The sequence below is a fragment of the Mycobacterium sp. M26 genome (assembly GCF_001494595.1).
Lineage (GTDB): Bacteria > Actinomycetota > Actinomycetes > Mycobacteriales > Mycobacteriaceae > Mycobacterium.
In genome coordinates this window covers 589,411-608,639 of the sequence record NZ_LN929907.1, presented here as the reverse complement: position 1 = coordinate 608,639, position 19,229 = coordinate 589,411, and the positions used below count along the sequence as shown (strand labels likewise).

At 69.1% G+C, this 19,229-nt stretch carries 20 protein-coding genes and 1 pseudogene; 10 read left to right on the top strand and 11 right to left on the bottom strand.

Annotated features, from left to right (window positions below; genetic code table 11):
* The first annotated feature begins 53 nt into the window (after positions 1-53).
* Positions 54-1,472, top strand: a complete 1,419-nt coding sequence (locus tag BN3385_RS02975) for a septum formation family protein (protein ID WP_059014887.1) — start codon at positions 54-56, stop codon at positions 1,470-1,472.
* Entirely contained in the window at positions 1,472-1,822 is a 351-nt protein-coding gene (locus tag BN3385_RS02970) for a metallopeptidase family protein (RefSeq protein WP_059014885.1), read from the top strand. Before BN3385_RS02975 ends, BN3385_RS02970 begins: the two co-directional genes overlap by 1 nt.
* An 18-nt stretch (positions 1,823-1,840) precedes the next feature.
* On the opposite strand, the gene BN3385_RS02965 is transcribed toward BN3385_RS02970, so the two are convergent.
* The 6 genes from BN3385_RS02965 to pheA all read right to left on the bottom strand — a co-directional run bounded on the left by BN3385_RS02965 (position 1,841) and on the right by pheA (position 7,740).
* The gene (locus BN3385_RS02965) at positions 1,841-2,587 is read right to left on the bottom strand and encodes a hypothetical protein (protein ID WP_059014883.1); all 747 of its coding nucleotides are present in this window, start codon (positions 2,585-2,587) and stop codon (positions 1,841-1,843) included.
* Positions 2,584-3,798, bottom strand: coding sequence for a hypothetical protein (locus tag BN3385_RS02960; RefSeq protein WP_059014881.1), 1,215 nt, complete (start codon positions 3,796-3,798; stop codon positions 2,584-2,586). Before BN3385_RS02960 ends, BN3385_RS02965 begins: the two co-directional genes overlap by 4 nt.
* Before the next feature lie 16 nt (positions 3,799-3,814).
* Positions 3,815-5,383 carry a S53 family peptidase gene (locus BN3385_RS02955; RefSeq protein ID WP_231748621.1) on the bottom strand — a complete coding sequence of 523 codons (1,569 nt, stop codon included), beginning with the start codon at positions 5,381-5,383 and terminating at the stop codon, positions 3,815-3,817.
* Positions 5,384-5,462: 79 nt separating this feature from the next.
* The gene (locus BN3385_RS02950; RefSeq protein ID WP_059014878.1) at positions 5,463-5,723 is read right to left on the bottom strand and encodes a hypothetical protein; all 261 of its coding nucleotides are present in this window, start codon (positions 5,721-5,723) and stop codon (positions 5,463-5,465) included.
* A gap of 413 nt (positions 5,724-6,136) precedes the next feature.
* Positions 6,137-6,823: a histidine phosphatase family protein gene (locus BN3385_RS02945; protein ID WP_059014876.1), complete on the bottom strand. Its 687-nt coding sequence runs from the start codon at positions 6,821-6,823 to the stop codon at positions 6,137-6,139.
* Complete coding sequence (pheA, locus tag BN3385_RS02940; RefSeq protein WP_059014874.1) at positions 6,820-7,740, bottom strand: prephenate dehydratase; 921 nt, start codon at positions 7,738-7,740, stop codon at positions 6,820-6,822. The genes BN3385_RS02945 and pheA overlap by 4 nt, the downstream gene beginning before the upstream one ends.
* A gap of 93 nt (positions 7,741-7,833) precedes the next feature.
* Here pheA and BN3385_RS02935 point away from each other — a divergent pair, with 93 nt between their 5' ends.
* From BN3385_RS02935 to BN3385_RS02925, 3 genes and pseudogenes are all read left to right on the top strand, one after another.
* The gene (locus BN3385_RS02935; RefSeq protein WP_059014872.1) at positions 7,834-8,604 is read left to right on the top strand and encodes a DUF2470 domain-containing protein; all 771 of its coding nucleotides are present in this window, start codon (positions 7,834-7,836) and stop codon (positions 8,602-8,604) included.
* Positions 8,605-8,685: 81 nt separating this feature from the next.
* Complete coding sequence (locus BN3385_RS02930; RefSeq protein ID WP_082690369.1) at positions 8,686-9,405, top strand: type II CAAX endopeptidase family protein; 720 nt, start codon at positions 8,686-8,688, stop codon at positions 9,403-9,405.
* 31 nt (positions 9,406-9,436) lie between these two features.
* Positions 9,437-10,602, top strand: a pseudogene (locus BN3385_RS02925) (LCP family protein).
* On the opposite strand, the gene BN3385_RS02920 reads toward BN3385_RS02925, so the two are convergent.
* Together BN3385_RS02920 and BN3385_RS02915 are read right to left on the bottom strand one after the other, a co-directional pair.
* Positions 10,599-11,423, bottom strand: coding sequence for a glycerophosphodiester phosphodiesterase (locus BN3385_RS02920; RefSeq protein ID WP_059014867.1), 825 nt, complete (start codon positions 11,421-11,423; stop codon positions 10,599-10,601). The pseudogene BN3385_RS02925 and the gene BN3385_RS02920 overlap by 4 nt on opposite strands.
* A gap of 4 nt (positions 11,424-11,427) precedes the next feature.
* Complete coding sequence (locus BN3385_RS02915) at positions 11,428-12,549, bottom strand: DUF4328 domain-containing protein (protein ID WP_082690252.1); 1,122 nt, start codon at positions 12,547-12,549, stop codon at positions 11,428-11,430.
* Between the two features lie 535 nt (positions 12,550-13,084).
* On the opposite strand from BN3385_RS02915, the gene BN3385_RS28500 reads away from it, so the two are divergent.
* From BN3385_RS28500 to BN3385_RS02900, 4 genes are all read left to right on the top strand, one after another.
* Positions 13,085-13,243 (top strand): hypothetical protein, encoded by a 159-nt coding sequence (locus BN3385_RS28500; protein ID WP_197415110.1) that lies wholly within the window; start codon positions 13,085-13,087, stop codon positions 13,241-13,243.
* 126 nt (positions 13,244-13,369) lie between these two features.
* Positions 13,370-13,903: a hypothetical protein gene (locus BN3385_RS02910; RefSeq protein ID WP_059014865.1), complete on the top strand. Its 534-nt coding sequence runs from the start codon at positions 13,370-13,372 to the stop codon at positions 13,901-13,903.
* 262 nt (positions 13,904-14,165) lie between these two features.
* Positions 14,166-14,867 (top strand): TMEM165/GDT1 family protein, encoded by a 702-nt coding sequence (locus BN3385_RS02905; protein WP_059014863.1) that lies wholly within the window; start codon positions 14,166-14,168, stop codon positions 14,865-14,867.
* Between the two features lie 330 nt (positions 14,868-15,197).
* Positions 15,198-15,596, top strand: coding sequence for a secretion protein EspR (locus tag BN3385_RS02900; protein ID WP_059014861.1), 399 nt, complete (start codon positions 15,198-15,200; stop codon positions 15,594-15,596).
* A gap of 45 nt (positions 15,597-15,641) precedes the next feature.
* On the opposite strand, the gene BN3385_RS02895 is transcribed toward BN3385_RS02900, so the two are convergent.
* The 3 genes from BN3385_RS02895 to BN3385_RS02885 are packed head-to-tail and all read right to left on the bottom strand — an operon-like array spanning position 15,642 to position 18,401.
* Complete coding sequence (locus BN3385_RS02895; protein ID WP_059014859.1) at positions 15,642-16,775, bottom strand: hypothetical protein; 1,134 nt, start codon at positions 16,773-16,775, stop codon at positions 15,642-15,644.
* Entirely contained in the window at positions 16,772-17,263 is a 492-nt protein-coding gene (locus BN3385_RS02890; RefSeq protein ID WP_059014858.1) for an ImmA/IrrE family metallo-endopeptidase, read from the bottom strand. Before BN3385_RS02890 ends, BN3385_RS02895 begins: the two co-directional genes overlap by 4 nt.
* A 49-nt stretch (positions 17,264-17,312) precedes the next feature.
* Complete coding sequence (locus tag BN3385_RS02885; RefSeq protein ID WP_156432529.1) at positions 17,313-18,401, bottom strand: hypothetical protein; 1,089 nt, start codon at positions 18,399-18,401, stop codon at positions 17,313-17,315.
* A 171-nt stretch (positions 18,402-18,572) separates the two neighbouring features.
* On the opposite strand from BN3385_RS02885, the gene BN3385_RS02880 reads away from it, so the two are divergent.
* Positions 18,573-19,229, top strand: coding sequence for a DUF6474 family protein (locus BN3385_RS02880; RefSeq protein WP_059014854.1), 657 nt, complete (start codon positions 18,573-18,575; stop codon positions 19,227-19,229).

Genomic DNA, 19,229 nt, shown 5'->3' with positions numbered 1-19,229 from the left:
CCCATAACATTACTTCTGCATCACTTGTCACAGCGCTCGGCGCGCCTGACACAATGGACGCGATGTTGGAGTTATCCGAGCGCGAGGACACGCCCCCCGCGGAGGCCGAACCGGCCCCGTCCCGGCGCACATTCCTCGGCACCCTGCAGGCGACGTCGACCCGGCGTGCGCTGCTGCTGACGGCGCTCGGAGGCCTGCTGATCGCCGGTGTGATCACCGCGTTGCCGGTCAGCATGAGCAACCGCCTGACCGGCTACGCCGGCGGCGATCCGTTCGTCGGCTCCAAGGGCACCGCCGCTTTCGCCAACGCCAAGGCCGGCAGCTGCCTGACCTGGCCGGACAAGAATCCCGACGCCGCGACCATCGTCGACTGCAAGGACGACCACCGCTTCGAGGTGGCCGAGTCCGTCGACATGCGGACCTTCCCCGGCTCCGAGTACGGCCCCGATGCCGCACCACCGTCCCCGGCCCGCATCCAGCAGATCAGCCTGGAACAGTGCCAGCCGGCAGTCGAGCGCTACATGGGCGCCAAGTACGACCCCAACAGCCGGTTCACCATCAGCATGCTGTGGTCCGGTGACAAGGCCTGGAAGCAGAGCGGGGAGCGCCGCATGCTGTGCGGTCTGCAGCTGCCCGGCGCCGACAACCAGCAGATCGCGTTCAAGGGCAAGGTCGCCGACCTCGACCAGTCCAAGGTCTGGCCCGCGGGCACCTGCCTGGGCATCGACCCGTCGACCAACCAGCCCACCGACATCCCGGTGGACTGCGGCGCCCCGCACGCGATGGAAGTGACCGGCTCGGTGAACCTGGCCGAGAAGTTCCCCGGCGGCCTGCCGTCCGACACCGACCAGGACGCGTTCATCAAGGACGCCTGCACCCGCATGACGGACGCCTACCTGGCCCCGCTGCAGCTGCGCACCACGACGCTGACCCTGATCTACAGCACCATCTCGCTGCCGAGCTGGAGTGCGGGCAGCCATCAGGTGTCGTGCAGCATCGGTGCCACGCTCGGTAACGGCGGCTGGGCCACCCTGATCAACCCGGCCAAGGGTCCACTGCTGATCAACGGAATGCCGCCGGTGCCGCCGCCGGACATCCCGGAGGAGCGGCTCAACATGCCGCCGATCCCGCTGGTGCCCGAGACGCCGTCGACCACCTACTCGCCGTCGTACACCGACAACTCGCAGTCCAGCAGCAGCAGCAGTCAGCAACAGCAGCAGCAGCAGCCGACCCAGCACCTGCCGCAGCAGTCGACCGCGCCGACCACCCAGGCGCCGGCGCCGACGTCGACCGCCGCCCCCAGCTCACCTGCTGCTCCCCCGCCGGCCGGCAACGTCATCAACGGCGAACCGGCACCGCCGGTGGCACCGCCGAACGAGGCACCGCCCATGGAGGGCGACGCACCCGCGCCACCGCCTGCGGGAGCCCCACCGGGCCAGGCTGAGCCCGTCGTCGTACCACCGGCGGCTTAGTGCCGGTCCAGATGAGCCCGCAGCGGTTCGAGGAACTGGTTTCCGACGCGCTGGATCTGATCCCGCCCGAGCTCGCCGCCGCCATCGACAACGTGGTGGTGCTCGTCGAGGCCCGCCATCCCGAGGAACCCGAACTACTCGGGCTCTACGAGGGCATCGCGCTGACCGAGCGTGACTCGACCTACGCCGGCGCACTGCCCGACACCATCACGATCTACCGCGACAGCCTGCTGGAGATCTGTGACACCGACGAGGACGTGGTGGAGGAGGTGGCGATCACGGTGATCCACGAGATCGCCCACCACTTCGGCATCGATGACGACCGGCTGCACGAACTGGGCTGGGCCTGAACGATTTTCCCCGTCGGATCAGCGGGGTGGGTCACCTTTCCAGGTGAAGCTGTTTACGTACTTGCCCATGTCCTGGGCGATCTGGAGGTTGACCCCTGACGGCAGACCGGGCCCGAAGTCCGGCCCGAAGGCGTGGTACGGGCCGACCGCACCGGCCACCAGCGCCAGATCGTTCTTCACCGCCACCAGAAGCACGGTGCGAATCCTGATGTAGCTGTTGGACGTTCCCTGCGGCCAGCTGTCGGCGACCTCGCCGTAGCCGGGCTGATAGCCGACCATCGCGTTGGGAATCTCGTAGGCGATCTTGGCGTCCGGGAACTTCTGCTTCAACAGGTCCAGGGCGATCTGACGGGGTTCGCGGCCGCGGGCCGGCTCGGAGAACAGTTGCAGCACACCGGTATCGCCGGCGGTGAACTTGGCGGTGATGCCGCGCTGGTCCTGCGACACCTCGTAGGCCGCTTCCGGTGCGGGGTACGACACCGAGAACGAGCCGTCCGGGGCGGTGTAGCGGGGCAGTGCGGCCACCGGGGTGCCGGTGGGTGGCCGGCCGCAATCCGGTGGGCACATGAACCGCGGGGCCTTCTTGGTGACCATCAGCGACACCCCGACCAACGCCGCGGCCACCACCACGATCCCGGCCGTCCACACGCCGACGGTGCGACTGACCTTGGTGCGCTTGATCTCCGGGGCCACATAGGTGCCGGCGGGCACCGCATAGCCCTGGAAGCTGTCCTCTTTGGTGGCCGTCGCGCCCTTGTCTGTCACGCGCCCTCCGCCGCGACCTGCCGCACCGGCCGCGCCTCCCGACGGTCGTGCCGCGACGACCGCGACGACGCCCGGGTGGCCACCCCGCAGGCGGGGCAGAACGCCATATCAGGAACGACGTGCTCGCAGTACACGCACAGCAGCGGTTCGTCCTCCTGGATCGGATCCTTGGCTTCGCGTAACAGCGCCATCTGCAACGCGATTCGCAGCAGGACCAGAACGGCGATGGTCATGACGATGTGGATCACCAGCATCTGCAACTGCGGCATTCCGATGATGTCGGTGATGGCCACACCGGTGTGGATGAGCACCACCAGGATCGCCAGCAGCCACAGCGCCGCGCGGGTGCGCGCGGGGTGCTCGTGCGGGTTCTCGGTCTGACCGCGGAACCATAGCGCGATACCCACCATGCCGCCGGCGACCGCGGCGGTCAGCGGGATCGTCACCCCGCAGATGCCGGCCTCGACCAAAAGGCTCTTGATCGGGCGCGCGTGGGCCAACAGGCCGGTGGCGAACTGCGGGGCCAGCCGGGTCAGGGTGGCACCGGCGGTGAACATCAGCGCCGCCAGCGCACCGATCACGAAGCCGTCCAACGATTCTCGTGACCGGCGGTCGATGAGCCGCACCAGCAGGGTCGGCACCAGCATCAGAACCATACCGCCGGCCGGGATCAGCACACCTTCGCGCACCAGGTGGTGGATGGCCAGACCGGCCGCCATCGGCACGCCATAGGCGCGGGCCACCATCTCACCGGTCAGCAGCACCCAGCCGACCCCCAGGGCGGCACCGAGCACACCGGCGATGGCCAGCGAGGCCACCGACAGCTCGCGGTACACCTGCGACTCACTGATGTAGAGCAGGAACAGCAGCGGAAGGCCCAGGGCCGAGACAGTGATCAGGGCGGCAGGCAGTTTGAGCACGGAGAAACCCACCAGACCGACCAGCACCAGGACCAGTCCGATCCGGAACGGAGTGCGGGACCGATTCGGCAGGTGCGGGAACAACGAGCTGGCGATCGACGGTCGCAACACACTCTCGTTGGGAGCCGCCCCGAAGGTGTCCTGCCGCAACCACTTCGGGCCGCGCCGGGGCTTCGGGGTCAGGTGCCCACCGCACAGGCCGCAGAAGGCACCGGCAGGCACGTCGACCTCACACACAGCGCATTCGACCCGGGGCACCTCGTCCGGGCCGGTGTCGGTGTCGCTACTCATGCGCAACTCCCCTTGGTCAATCGATCACCTTCTGCGCCACCAGAATGTTCTGCGCCAGGTTGTCGATATCAGGTGTACCCAGACCGGTCACCAGGTCATACCCCGGACCGGCGATCGCCACCGCGTTGCCGCCGAGGGTGATGTCCCGGAACGCGGGGAACGGCGCGCCTTCGGCGATGTGGTAGAGCAGCGGGTTCAGGTCGCCGATGAGCCGGCCGTTGCGGCTGATCAGGAATTGGTTCATCAGCGCGGTCAGCCCGGCCCAGATCGGCGCCGACAGCGACGTGCCGCCGCCGACGATCACCTGTTGGTTGAAGACGATCTTGACGCCGGTGAACGGATCGGCCACCGCGGCGATATCCGGTGTCAGGCGCCGGCCCTCGCCGGTGCCGACATCGAGGCTCTCCTGCCAGTCGGGCCGTTCGAATAACGTCGACACCCCGCCGCCGGTGCCCTGTGACAGGGGCGCATCGAACCAGGCCTGCTCGGCCAGCCAGCCGCCCTGGTCGTCGGTCGACAGGGTGGTGCCGCCCACGTCGGTCATCTCCGGCATCGAGGCCACGGCGTCCAACCCGACGTCGCTGTCACTGGGCGGTGAGGACCATTCCTGGCCGCCCTTACATTCCAGCCCGGCCAGGTCGCCGCTGGCGTTGAAGGCCGTCGTACCCGACTTGTGCGCCTTGGCCAGCGCGGCGCGCACCGGCACCAGGTCGGCCGCGGTGATCAGCTTGTCGCAACCCCAGCCGATCGAGAAGCTCCACACCGCACCGGGATACCGGCGCTCGGTGTCCTCCATCATCGTGGCGATCTTCTCGTAGGAGCCGTCGCCCTCGACGGTGTTGCGCGCGTTGACCAGAACCTTCTTGGCGTCCGGGGCGATCGCGTGGATGGCCTCGAGGTCCATGGTCGCCTCACCGCGCCGCGATTCGGGCTGCCCACCGACCACCTCCGGGGTGAACTTCGGCAGGTTGAACGTGGTGGCGAACATGTCCAGGTCAGCCTGGTCGAAACCGTCGAAGGCGAACACCACCACGGTCTGACCCTTGCCGCTGAAACCCTTGTCGCGCAACGGAGTTGCGTTGTAGGTACGGAGGATTCCGCCCGGCGTCAGGCCCTGATCGGGCACCTCGAGCGGCAGTACCGGGGTGGACTCGTGGTGCGGCGTGTAGCCCAGGATGCGGCCGAACTCGGCGACCTCCACCCGCAGCGCGGCCGGGACGGCCGGTTGCTGCGGGGAGGCGTAGAAGACCTGCCCGCGCTTGCCGCGGTAATCGTGAACATCGACATCGAAGGCTCCCGCGACCGCGGCGGGCTCGCCTTCGACGATGGCCCAGGTGTCACCCGGGCGCCAGCGCACCGAAAGGCCCTGCTGCTGCGCCCACCCGATCAGAAGATCGGGTCGGTCGCCAGCACGCAGGGCCGCGGTGATCTGGACGTGGTCAGTTCGAGCCGGACCGAGATCCGTCGAACTGGCCAACAGCGAGGCGTACGGGCCGCTGATCGCACCGGCCACGACCGGGGTCGTGGGATGGCGCAGATCAGCGACCAGTGCCGCGCCAACGGCCAGCACCGTCAGCAGTCCCACGACGGACAGCGTTCGAGAACGGTGTCTCCTGGTCACTGTCGGTCAGCGGGAGCTGCGGACGGATGCCGGCCGGTGCGGCTCAGTTGCCGCCGGTGATGACGTTGCCGGGCAGCGCGGTCGGAGCCGGCGGAGCCTTGACAGTGGGCGTGAAGGAGTTGGCGCCACCAGGCGACACGGCCTTCTCGGTGGGCGACGGCGCAGGAGCGGACGTGCTGGTGGGCGACGTGGTCTCCGGGGCCTTCTCCTTGTCCTTGGAGCAGGCGGTCAGCGAGCCCATACCGACGATCGCGACACCGCCAGCAAAGAGGGCGATCTGGCGCGTCAGACGACGTGACATCATGGTCAGTCCTTACTTTTCTAAGCCGGGTACATTACGACAGCTGGCTGGCCCGGCAGTTAACCAGCCCACCCCCGAAGGGCCGAGAGCACTAAAGATAACGTACCTGGTCAGCAATTGCATCCTGCTTTCGCCTCCGGCTTAAACCACACGTAACTACTCCCGCGCGGCAACGAGGTGTTGTCACACCGGGATGCTATGAACGAACAGTGGGGATGAACTGCCGAGATTGTGCCGCTGGGCTGGCACATTGCCACGGCACGCTGATAAGTCATTCGCGTTGTCGCGCGGAATGCACGGAAGACGGCTGCGAGAGCCCGGAGCTAATTCTGCACGGCCTGGTCATTGACTGCGAAACGGTCGGCTGCGATTGCGCCCAGCAAACCCCGGTGCGGATCGCGGGCTGACCGCCGGTCTCAACCCATCGGGTCGGCGGACTCCAGCGCGTCCTCGACGGGATGGACATCCGGTTCGGGGTAGAACGGCGGCTTCTTCGTCCCCCACTGCACGCAGCTCCAGCGGCCGTCGGTGATCGGCGCGAGCACCACCGACTCGGTGTTGGCCAGGTGGTTGTCGAGCACGAAGCTGCCCTCGACGCCCGCCAGCGTCGCCGCGGTGAGCCGGATCGCGGCGCCGTGGCTGACCACCACGATGTCCTCGTGCCAGTCATGGTCGTCGAGGTAGCGCAGCCGCAGGTCGGTGAGCACCGGCAGGTAGCGATCCAAGACGTCGCGGGCGCTTTCCCCGCCGGGCATCGCGACCTCGAGGTCGCCCTCATGCCAGCGCTGGTAGATCGCGTTGAATTCGGCGATCGCGTCCTCGTCGTTGCGGTTCTCCAGATCGCCGGCCTGGACTTCGTGGATGCCTTCGAACTCGGCCGGCTCGACCCGTAATTCGGAGCCGATCTCGGCGGCGGTCTGAGCGGCCCGGCGGGCGATCGAATGGATCAGCAGACCGGGCGCATGCTGCCGTTCCCGGGCGAACAGGCGGGCCTGCTCGCGGCCCAGATCGGTGAGATCCGCACCGGGTGGCCGGGTATCGAGGCGCCGCTCGACATTGCCGTGGGACTGGCCGTGGCGGACCAGGATCAGCCGTCCGCTCATGACGGATCACCCTCCCGCAGCCGGGCCAGCCAGCGGTCGGCCTCGTCGAGTTGGGGCGGGACCGCGCCGGTGGCCGAGCCTGTCGGCCACGAGCCGAGGAAGCGGACGTCGGCGCAGCGGCGGTGCAGCGCCTTGAGGGCTTCGGCCACCGCGTTGTCGTCGATGTGGCCGACACAATCCAGGAAGAAGATGTAGGTCCCCAATTCGGTGCGGGTGGGGCGGGATTCGATGCGAGTCAGGTCGATATCGCGGATCCCGAACTCACTCATCGCGGAAACCAGGGCACCCGGGGTGTTGTCGATCCGCAACACCACCGATGTCCGGTCCGCCCCGGTCCGCGCCGGTGGCGGGCCGGGTGCACCGACCAGGACGAAGCGGGTGCGGGCATTGGGTTCGTCGACGACGCCCTCGGCCAGCGTCGCCAACCCGTATCGGGTGGCGGCCAGCGCGGTACTCACCCCGGCGTCTGCCCGCCCGGCCGCGACATCCTGCGCGGCGGCCGCATTGGAGTTGGCCGGGACCACCTCGGCGGCGGGCAGATGCTCGGCCAGCCAGCGCCGCACCTGGGCGGCGGCCACCGGGAACGCGGCCACCGTCTTCACGGTGTCGGCGGTCAGGCCGTCGCGGGTGACGATGCTGAACGCGACGTCCAGGGTCAGCTCGGCGTAGATCTGCAGGGGCGCACCGGTGGCCAGGCTGTCGAGCGTCGGCAGCACGCTGCCCTCGATCGAGTTCTCGATCGGCACGCAGGCGAAGTCGGCGGCACCGGAGCGGACCGCGGCCAAGGCCGCCGGTGTGCTTTCCGTGGGCTGCGGTTGCACGTCTGGCCCGCCGGGGACGGCGCCCGTGGCGATCATCGTGCGCAGCGCCGCTTCGGTGAACGTGCCCTCGGGTCCGAGGTAGGCGATGCGGGCCACGCCCCAACCCTATCCGGTCACCGCACGGGTAACCCTTGCGTCGCCCACGCGTCAAAGTTAACTTAGGCTTACCTCATTAACGGAAGGTGCGTGATGACCTCAGCGACGCTCTCGACGCCGACCACCGCCGAACGGGTGCGCAGTGCCTGCGTGCGCGCCGGCGGAGCGATCCTGGCCGCCGACTCGGTGCCACCGGCCCCCGCGCCGATCCATCACCTCATGCCTGACGGGTCCTTCGCCCTCACCGTGCCCAGCGACTCGGCCATGGCCCGCACGGCGGCGGACGCGGGGACCGAGGGGGTGGCCGCCGTCCTGGAGCTCACCGACTACGCGCCCCTGCCGCTGCGGGAGCCGGTCCGCTCCCTGGTGTGGGTGCGCGGTCAGGTGCACCCGGTGCCGGCCCACGCGATCCGGGAGATGGTCGATCTGATCGCCGCCGACCATCCCGACCCGGCGCTACTGGACATCGGGGCCGGGCAGAGCCTGCTGCTGCTCGGGGCGGATTCGGTGGTGGTCGCCGACGCCACCGGCGCCGAACCGGTCGCGGTGTCCGACCTGCTGGCCGCTCACCCGGACCCGTTCTGCGAGTTCGAGGCGGCCTGGTTGCAGCACCTCGACAGTGACCATCCCGAAGTGGTGGCCCGGCTGGCCGGCAAGCTGCCCGCCCCGCTGCGGCACGGCCACGTCCGTCCCCTGGGGCTGGACCGCTACGGGGTGCGGCTGCGGGTGGAGAGCCCGGACGGTGACCACGACGTCCGGCTGCCCTTCCGCACCCCGGTCGCCGACGTCGGTGCGCTGGGCCGCGCGATCCGCGTACTGATGGGCTGCCCGTTCGTCAACGGGCTGAGGGCACGCCGGATCTGAGGCCGCTACCGTGACGGGGTGAGCGCGCCCCACGACCCGTCGGACGACACGCGGCGGGGCCTGCGCATCGAGGTCGGCGTCATGCTGGCGGTCAGCTTCGGGGTGAGCGCGGCCATCGCCATCCTTCAGCTCATCGACGCCGTCCTGTCCGGGCTGGCTGGTCGCCGGGTGCGCCTCAACGAGAACCTGTCCCGCTACGACCTGATCAACCTGGGACTCAACCTCGCCACGATCGCCCAACTCGTCGCCTGGGGAGCGCTGGCGCTGTACCTGCTGTGGCGCGGGGGGATCAGCCCCGCCCGGCTCGGGCTGGGCCGGGTCCGCTGGCGCGCCGACGTCCTGGGCGGGATCGGGCTCGCCGCTCTCATCGGGATTCCGGGGCTGCTGTTCTATCTGGCGGCCCGCTGGCTGGGCATGAACGCCGAGGTGGAGCCGTCGGCGCTGCACAACAGCTGGTGGCGCATCCCGGTCCTGATCCTGGCCGCTTTCGCCAACGGGTTCGCCGAGGAAGTCGTGGTCGTCGGCTATCTGATCACCCGCCTCAAGCAGCTGGGCCTGAGCCAGAACCGGGCCATCCTGGCCTCCAGCGTGCTGCGCGGGACCTACCACCTCTATCAGGGCTTCGGGGCCGGGGTCGGCAACCTCGTGATGGGCCTGGTGTTCGGCTACGCCTGGACCCGCACCGGCCGGCTGTGGCCACTGGTGATCGCACACGGCCTGATCGACACCGTCGCGTTCGTCGGTTACGCGCTGCTGGCCGGCCATCTTGGCTGGTTGAAATGGCCCGGACACGTAAATTGAACCGGTGAGCGACGACTGGCCGAACCGGCGCGTGCCGGATCAGCCCACCACTCCGATCGCCCGGCCGGCACCCCCGCCGCCGCCGTCGCTCGAACCGCGTCGCGAGCCCCCGCAGGTGATCCGGCGCGATCCGGCCTACCGGGGACCCCGCCACCGGTGACCCGCCGGCCGCCACCACCGATGGCACCACCCGCGCCGCCGGCACCACCGAAACCCGCCCGGCCGAAGAAGAAAAAGCATTGGGGGCGAAGGATTTTCGCCACCCTGTTCGCGCTCGTCCTGATCGCGGTCATCGCGCTCGTCGGTGGGGCGGTGTGGTTCGACTCGACCCTGCGACGCATCCCGGTGTTCGCTGCTGCCACCGACCGGCCGGCCCCGGGAGCCGGCACCACCTGGCTACTCGTCGGCTCCGACAGCCGCTCGGATCTGACCCCCGAGCAGCAGGCCGAGTTGACCACCGGTGGCGATCTGGGCAACGGCCGCACCGACACGATCCTGGTGGTGCACATCCCAGGATGGGGCTCCAGCGCGCCCACGACGATGGTGTCCATCCCGCGCGACTCCTACGTGGAGATCCCCGGCTACGGCCAGGACAAGATCAACGCGGCCTTCGCCCAGGGCGGCGCGCCCCTGCTGGCCCAGACCGTCGAGCAGGCCACCGGGCTGCACCTTGACCACTACGCCGAGGTGGGCTTCGGCGGGTTCGCCGGCCTGGTCGACGCACTCGGCGGCGTCGAGGTGTGCCCCGCCGACCCGATCAACGATCCGCTCGCGGGTATCGACCTGCCCGCGGGTTGCCAGACCCTCGACGGCCGCAACGCGCTGGGTTACGTCCGCAGCCGGGCGACGCCGCGCGCCGATCTGGACCGGATGATCCACCAGCGCGAGTTCATGTCGGCGCTGCTGCACAAGGCCAGCAGTCCGGCGGTCTGGCTCAACCCCTGGCGGTGGTACGCGGTGCCGCACGCGGCGGCGGCCTCACTGACCGTCGACGACGGTGACCACGTGTGGGATCTGGCCCGGCTGGGGTGGGCCCTGCACGGGTCCACCACCGCGATCACCGTGCCGATCGGCGAGTTCACCGGCAACGACTCCGGGTCGGTGGTGGTGTGGGATTCCGATGCCGCCGCGCAGTTGTTCGAGGCACTGCGCACCGACGCACCGATCCCGCAGCAAGTCCTCGACGCCCAGCCCTAGTCGGGGCCGGTGACGGTCAACCCGTTCTGCAGCCAGGCCTTGGTGCGGCCGGGATGGTTGGTCGCGATCCAGCCCACACCCAGGTCGCGGCAGTAGCCGACATCCTCGTAGTGGTCGACGGTCCAGCAGTACATCGCCCGGCCCTGCGCGGCGGCGCGGTCGACGAGTTCGGGGTGCTCGCGCAGGGTGGCGATCGACGGGCCGACTGCGGTGGCACCGACGGTGGTCGCGGCACTGCCGCCGAGATAGCGGGAAGTCTCGCCGAGCAGCACGGTCGGCAACAGCGGAGCGGCCCGGCGGATCCGCCAGACCGCGGCGGCCGAGAACGACATCACCACGGCCCGGGACAGATCGGCCGACGGCGGGGCGGCGATGCCGTAGCGATGCAGCAGGGCCAGCACCTTGCTCTCGACCAGCGCGCCGTAGCGCACTGGATGCTTGGTCTCGATGAACAGCTTGACCGGGCGATTCCAGTCGAGCACCAGCCGCACCAGGTCATCCAGGGTCAGCAGGCCGGTGTCCCCGAGCGTGCCGTCAGCCCGCCAACTGCTGTGCCAGGCACCCCAATCCAGCCGTTTGAGCTCGGCCAGCGTCATCTCGCTGACCAGACCACTGCCGGTCGAGGTGCGGTCGATCCGACGGTCGTGCACACACACCAGATGGCCGTCGCGGGTCAGCCGGACATCGCACTCAACGCCGTCGGCGCCCTCCTGCAGGGCCAGCTCGTAGGCGGCCAGGGTGTGCTCGGGGCGGTCGGCCGACGCGCCACGGTGGGCCACCACAAAGGGGTGCCCGCCGAACGCTCCGTCGGCCGTCGTCATAGGCCTATGCTGCCGGTTCCTGTCGCTCCGCCTCAACCGCTGGAGGAGATTCGGGCTCAGCGGCCGCCGGCTCGTCCTCGGCGACGATCACCCAGCGGTGCAGCGGCCGCTCCACCGGCTTGCGGACGAAACCGTCGAACGGCTCGTCCTCGGCGACGATCACCCAGCGGTGCAGCGGCCGCTCCACCGGCTTGCGGACGAAACCGTCGAACACCCGCCATAACAGCAGGATCGTGGCCAGCCCGACCAGGTAGGCGATGATCACCGTGACGGTGTTGTCGGCGATCCCCTGTGGCTCGGTGGTGAAGCTGGTCGCGATGCCGAAGATCGAGATGCCGGTGGAGAACACCCAGGCGATCCACCAGGCCGTGATCGGAGGCCGCAACCGGGCTTGCGAGTCCTCCGCGTGGGCCAGTTCGATGACGTACACCGGCGCCCAGACGAGGTTGACCACCGGCACCAGGCAACCGGCCCACAAGGTCCAGGCCGGCCGCGGGTCCTCCTGTCCGCGGAACTGGTACACCGCCGCCCGGCGGGCGATCAGCCATGACGTGATCACGATCGCCGCCAGGATCACCGCCACGATCGCGGCCAGGCTGACCAGCACACCGAGCCACAGCGCCGCACCGGCGACCAGCGGCGGCAGCAGCGTGGTGCGGTTGATGAGCAACAGCACGTACCGAACGATGTGGATGACCGCAGCGAGACCGAAGATGGTGGCCGCCGACAACAGCGCCGCCCGCACCGTCGTCGGGTCGGGACCCCTCTTGACGGTGGTCTGCTCCGCGGCGGGCAGCGGAGCCGGGTGATCGACGAGGCCCCAGCGCGGAATGGTGAAGTAGCGCGGCGTCGGGCCCAGGGGCCGACGACGACGGCGCGGGGGCGGCGGAGGGCCGGGCCGCACGGCGATCCAGCGGAATCCGGACGGCAGCCGAGGCGCGTTGGCCGGAGGCGCCGGCGGGTGCGTCGGCGGATGCATCGGGGGGTGTGTCGTCGCGCGTGGGCTCCACTGCGGGTCGGGCGGATTGACCGGTGCCATCAGCGCGCCGTTGCAGCGCGGGCACCAGGCGCGCTGTCGATCGCGCACGTTCCACCGCGTCCCGCACTGGGAACACACCTGAATCACCGCACCAGCCTAGCGAGCACCGCCGGATTGGGTGACTACGAATTCCGCAGGTGCGTGGGGGCGGATTCTGGCACGCAGTGCCTCTTAGACCGTGGCGTCGCCCCAGCAATGTCCTGGCTATCCACAGTTTCCACAGCCTTATCCACAAGCCTTCCCAGGGGTAAAGGGCCACTTAGCGCACTATGCGCGCGTGTCACGGCCATCGACTTGTGGATAACCGGGGGCCATCTGGGCAGACCGATCAACAGGTTGATCATGGTCGAGCGAAATTCGTAGGCGCCCTCACCGCCGGAGCCCCGGCCACGACGCGCCGCGCGACACGCCGAGCACCCCGAGGGTCTCGGCCACGTTCGGGGGTACCCCACTGATCGGCAGCTCAATCACAGAAGTTTTCGGCCACCGAATCGGCAGCGGCGCTGCGTTCAGGCGGAAGATTTTCCTCCCGCTACAAGAGGGGTTATGATCGCGCTCACACGTGATGCTGTGACACATTTCACGGGGTGCGGTAGTTGAACACACAGGTCAGGACGGTTTGATGGCGTCGCAATCATTCGGACACAAGTCCGCGTCGCAGTCCTCGCAGTGGTACGTGCCCTCGTCGACATGCAACCGCTCCTACCTAATGGCCGCGATGCGCGCCGGCGTCATCGCACTGGTTCTGCTCGGCATCCTCGCGCTGATCGTTCTGTTCTGACACCGGCCGTTCGTCGGCCGTTAGCACTCGTGTCCTCTTGCGTGCCAACCGCACGGTGCCTCATCCTGATCCGAACCGACCCGCTGTCGTGTCGCACGAAGACGAACTGAGTGTCGCGGAGGCGAGATGGAGAACGGACCCGGGCGCGCGGTTGAAGTCGCCCCCTTTCATTCTCGTGGCGCCCTGAAGGGCTTCGTTGTTTCGGGCCGATGGCCCAACTCCACCAAGGAATGGGCGCAATTGTTGATGGTCGCGGTCCGGGTGGCGTCGCTTCCCGGATTGCTCTCCACGACAACCATTTTCGGTGTCCGCGAGGAACTGCCCGACAAGCCGCAACCGGGAACGGTCGGACTGGTGCTCGCCGAAGGCACGGTGGTCGGCGAATCCGCCGTCCCGCCTGGACATTTCGCCGACCGTCAGCCGCCCGCGCTGCTGATGCTGCACCCGCCGTCGGAGACCATGCCGTCGCTGCCGGAATGCTCGGGGGCCGCCTCGGGATGCGTGTTGCTGCCCGGACTCCCGCACCTGGGCCTCGAACACCGGGCCGCCTGGGTCGAGGCCGAATCGGACGGGACGATCACCAGCATGGTCAGCCGGGTGGGCGTCGATCCGATCAGTCACCCCGATACCGCAATCCTCGCGATGTTGCTTGCGGCATAGCGGGATTCGACCACGCTGAGTTCGGCGGCCAGTGACGACGAATTACGGGTAGCCGAACTTCGCTCTCCGGCTGGCGATCCCGTGGCACGGCCATTAGCGTTGGTCGCGTCAGCGAAGGGGAGTAGCCCCCAATCGTCGTGTCGACATACTGGCGAAAGCCCGGCCGGCGAACCGGACCACTGGTTCGGTGGGTGAGACCTTCGACCGATGTCCGGCACCCGCGTACGCGGGCGCGGGGCGACGTGTCGAAAGGTCGGTAGAGATGCTCACCGCGATCCTGGTCAGCCTCGGCGTGGTGTTCCTCGCCGAACTCGGCGATAAGTCCCAGCTGATCACCATGACCTACGCGCTGCGCCACCGCTGGTGGGTGGTGCTCACCGGGGTGGGAATCGCCGCGTTCCTGGTGCATGGGTTGTCGGTGACGATCGGGCACTTCCTCGGGCTGACCCTGCCCGAGCGCCCGATCGCCTTCGCCGCCGCGATCGCCTTCCTGGCCTTCGCGGTGTGGACCTGGCGGGAGAAGTCCGACGACGAGGATCCCGACGTCGCACAACCGCCCGCCGAGCCCCGTTTCGTGGTGTTCGCGGTCGTCTCATCGTTCGTCCTGGCCGAGCTCGGTGACAAGACGATGCTGGCCACCGTGGCGCTGGCCAGCGACTACAACTGGGCCGGGGTCTGGATCGGGGCCACCGCGGGCATGGTGCTGGCCGACGGTGTAGCCATCGCGGCGGGCCGGCTGCTGCACCGCCGGCTGCCCGAGCGTTTCCTGCACGTCATGGCCAGCCTGCTGTTCCTTCTGTTCGGGCTGTGGATTTTGTTCGACGCCGGCCTGGGCTGGCGGACCGTGGCGATCGTCGTGACCGGCGCCGTGGCGCTGGCCGCCACGCTGGCAGGGGTGCTGCGGTACTGGCGTGGTCGGCGATCATCGGCCCGCCCGGCGCCGTCACCGCGCCTCGACAGCTGACGGGGACAGCTGTGCAGCAAAGCGAATCTCGGCAGACTCAGATTCGGGCGATAGTTGCCCGGCGGTACCGGCGGTATCTTGTGCTGGCGCACAGCCCGGAATGCTGGGCCGCACCGCCCGCGACCACCGCATTCTTTGCCTAGAAGCACTCCGGCCGCCGTCAGGAGAGGTCTCAGCCGACTCTCAGATTTGTTTGCCAGATAGCAAAAATGACCGCAGGCGTCAATTATGCGATAGTTTGCACTTGGTTGTCGGGGCATGTGTCGCTACGATGATCAGCAAATAAGCCTACGGAAACGACCGCTCTTCCAGCATGTGGAGGTCAATAGAATGAGCACGACGTTCGCCGCGCGACTAAATCGCCTGTTCGACACGGTGTATCCGCCCGGCCGCGGCCCTCATACCTCCGCCGAAGTGATCGCTGCACTGAAGGCTGAAGGCGTCACGATGTCGGCTCCGTACTTGTCTCAGCTGCGCTCAGGCAACCGGACCAACCCGTCGTCGACCACCATGACGGCACTTGCCAACTTCTTCCGGATCAAGCCGGCGTACTTCACCGACGATGAGTACTACGAGAAGCTCGACAAGGAGCTGACGTGGCTCGCCAACATGCGTGACGAGGGTGTGCGGCGGATTGCCGCACGCACGGTCGGACTGTCCCCCGAGGCCCAGCAGGACATCGTGTCCAAGGTTGACGAGCTGCGCCGCCGGGAACAGCTCGACGATTAGCCCACGCCCGGGCTCTCGAGCGTCACGGCAACATCGAACCGCTGTTCAGGCTGGCTTCTTCGTCGCCAGTGCCTGGTATTGGCGGGCGATCTCCAGAATCCATTCCCGATCGGAGTAGGCCTCCGGCTGCCGTAGCCACTCCAGCCCGGGGAAATCGCCCTGTGCCGCCGGCGTGGCCACCCGCGGCATGTTGCGTCCGGCGTTGATCCACGCCGCAATCGCGGCCGCCTGTTCGGTGGGGCTGACGGCGGGCCGATGGTCGTCGGTCAACAGATCCAGCGTGCTTTCGGTACGGCCGGCGTGAACGTGATGGGCTGCGGTGGCCTCCAGATAGAGCGCATCGGAGATCAGTGACAGCCGTTCGGCAACCCGGAACACCAGCGGCCCGCGGGGCCGCTCCCCGATCCCGACGTCGGGCTGTCGGCGTTCCAGTTCCTGCAGCAGGGGATCGATCAGCTTGAGCTCGCGCCGCCCCCCGAACCAGTCCTCGATGGCGGGCAGCAGTGAGCCCGCCGCGACGATCGCCATGGCCGCACCCAGCAGCGTGGCCGCGGTCCCCACGCCGACCAGGTGAGTGCTGCCCGCGGCGCGGATCAGGAAGAACGCGCTGGCGGCCACGATCAGTGCGATGCCGAGGGTGAAGACGAACAGCGCGCGGCCGCGCCGGGTCCGATTGGAGTGCCGCATGCCCGCCCACAGCACCAGCGTCAGCGCGAGCAGCACGTAGAGCAGCGGCAGCAGCCACGGCAGCGAGGTGTTCGACGAGCCGAGGTTGCGCTGCAGGTACTCCTGCGGTGCCATTTCCGGCTGCTGCCCGCCGGCGAAGAACAGTACGAGGGTGATGACCGCGATCACCCCGGCGACGACGTACTGGAAGACCGCGACGCGACGCGTGGCCGCAGGGCTACGGTTCGAGGCGACGGTGGTGATCATGACGCAGCTGCCGGCCGCACAGCTGATCAGCGCCACCTGGCTCAGGCCGATGGAGACGTTGGGCCAGCGCAGCGTGGTGTCGATCAGCAGCGTCAACGGCGGCCAGTTCAGGGCGGCCACCAGTGCCAGGCTGCCGAGCGCCACGATCATCGCGGTGCTGACCACCGACTGCTTGTTCACCAGGGCCCAGCCGATACGCAGGCCGGTGGCCAGCCCCAGAAGACCGGCGATCACCCAGACGATCAACCAAACGCCTCTCCGAGGCGGACTTGGACGATCGAGGAGCGGTCCGATGGGAGCCTGCCCAGCCGGTAGAGCAGCAGCGCGGCGAAGTCCTCGGCCTCCTGCTCGGCGTCCTCGCCACTGGGACCCATGCACCCCGTGCGCTGGTTGAGCATGTAGCCGATGAGGTCGTCGCTGGCGACTTCGGCGACATCACGGGCGGCCTCGGTGACCGGGATGCCGTAATGACCGAGAACCAGGTGGCCGAGTTCGTGCGCCAAGGTGCGGTCCCAGGTCGGCAGACCGTGCTGGATCAGGAAGACGTCGTGGTCGGCGTACTGACGCCACTGACCGCAGACCCCTGGCGGCAGGTCGGCCATCGTGATCTCGATCGGTCTGCCCTGGTGTTCGCTCACGGCCGCGACCAGCCTTGTCAACGACACTTCACCCCGCCGGGGAGCCAGGTCCAGGACATCGTTGACCGCTTTGGTCACCTGGCGGCTGGCCGGCATCTCAACCCCTTCCCCGGTTGGCTGTGTGGTCCGGTAGGGCTTGCCACGGTCACCGCAGGAACCGTGCGGTCCCTGCAGCCCGCACTCCGTGGCCGGCCCTTGCTTGGCGATACCCGACGACACCACCGAGCGCCGTGAGAGCGAGGAGACCGGCGAATCCGGGCAGGGCCAGCGCAGCGATCTCACCAACTTTGGCGTCCCGGAGGTACTCGGGATAGCCCACCCTAAACGACGGCGGGGGTTCTGTACCGGTGCCGGCGCTGGCGGGTATCCGCTCGGCTTTGGAGTTCGGTTCCCGGGCCGGATTCCCGCGGGCACCGAGTCCGGATTCGGCAGGTCCGGCCCCGCTCGGCGTCCCGACCGGGCGCAGCGGCGCCTCGAACACCGGGGGCAGGCCGATCACCGGCGGCATCTCGAGGGTGGCCGGCTCACCGGTGGCTGCCGGCGGCGCGGCGCCGCCCTCGACGCTGACCGGAGTCGGCTCGCTCGGCACACCGGGTACCGACGGGACGGTGACGGGCGGGAAACCGATCCCGCCGCCGCTGCCACCGCCGGAACTTTCCGGCGGCCGGACGCCTCCGACACCGGGGGCCGGCGATCCGACGCTGCCACCGCCGTCGCCCGGGTCCTCGTCGCACGGCGGCCAGGGCCAGGGCCAGTTCTCGGGCCAGTCCCCCGGCTCGTGGCCAGGCCAGTTACCCGGCCAATCGTGGGGCCAGTGTCCCGGCCAGCTCGGAAACTCGGGGTCGCCGGGACTCTCCGGGTAGCCCGGCGTCTCGTCACCCGGTTCGGTCGGGTGTTCGGTGTCGCCGTCACCCGGTTCGTCATCGCCGGGTGCACTCGGCGGACCCGGGTAGTGCGCGGCCCGGGGCAGCCGGTGGCTACCCGGGCGGCCCGTGCCCGGGGCTGCGGTGGTGTCGTCACCGGGGCGGCTGCCCTGTCCACGTTGCCGGTGACCACCGGTCCGCGGGGTGTTGCTGGGTGCGTCCCCTGCGGTGTCCGCGCCGTCCGGCCCGTTATGAACCGTGTCGGGCGCCGCAGCCGCCGGCGCCGCCGCGAGCGTGCCCGCACCGCCGTAGAACAAGCCGCACGCAACGATCCAGCTAATCGCAGCGGCCCGCACAGACGACCGGTTCACAGGGTTCCTCGAGTTAGCGGCGCTGACGGCGCGCCGGGTCAGAAGCTCTCCGAGCATTGTCGCATATGCGCAGGTCGTGATCTGCCGCCTTGGCTCGGGCGATAGGGTGGGCACACCTGGTCGCGAGCCCACCTCGCCGATCGCCGACGACCTACCCGGGAGGCAGCAGGGATGGGCCTGTTCACCAAGCGCAAAAGCCGTGCGACGCGTCGGGCGGAGGCCCGCGCGATCAAGGCCCGCGCCAAGCTGGAGGCCCGGTTGGCGGCCAAGAACGAGGCCAAGCGGATCAAGGCCACCGAGCGTGCCGAGAACAAGGCGATCAAGGCCCAACTCAGGGCCGCCCGCGATGCCGATCGGGCGGCGGTGAAAGTTGCCGAGGCCGAGCTGAAGGCGGTGCGGGAGGGCAAACTCCTGTCCCCCACCCGGATCCGCCGGGCGCTGACGGTCTCCCGGCTGCTCGCCCCCGTCGTCGTGCCGATCGCCTACCGTGCCGCAATCGCCGCCCGCGGTGTGATCGACGAACGCCGGGCCGACCGGCTCGGCGTTCCGCTGAGCCAGCTCGGCCAGTTCTCCGGCCAGGGTGGGCAGCTGTCCGCGCGGATCGCCGGTGCCGAGACCTCGCTGCGTGCGGTCGCCGAGAAGAAGCCGAAGGACGCCGAAACCAAGCAGTTCGTCGCCGCGATGACCGAGCGGCTGTCCTCGCTGTCGGCGGCGGTGACAGCCGCCGAGAACATGCCCGGCCCGCGGCGCCGGGCCGCCCATACCGCGATCGCCGAACAGCTCGACGGGATCGACGCAGACCTGATGGCCCGGCTCGGCGTGCTCTGA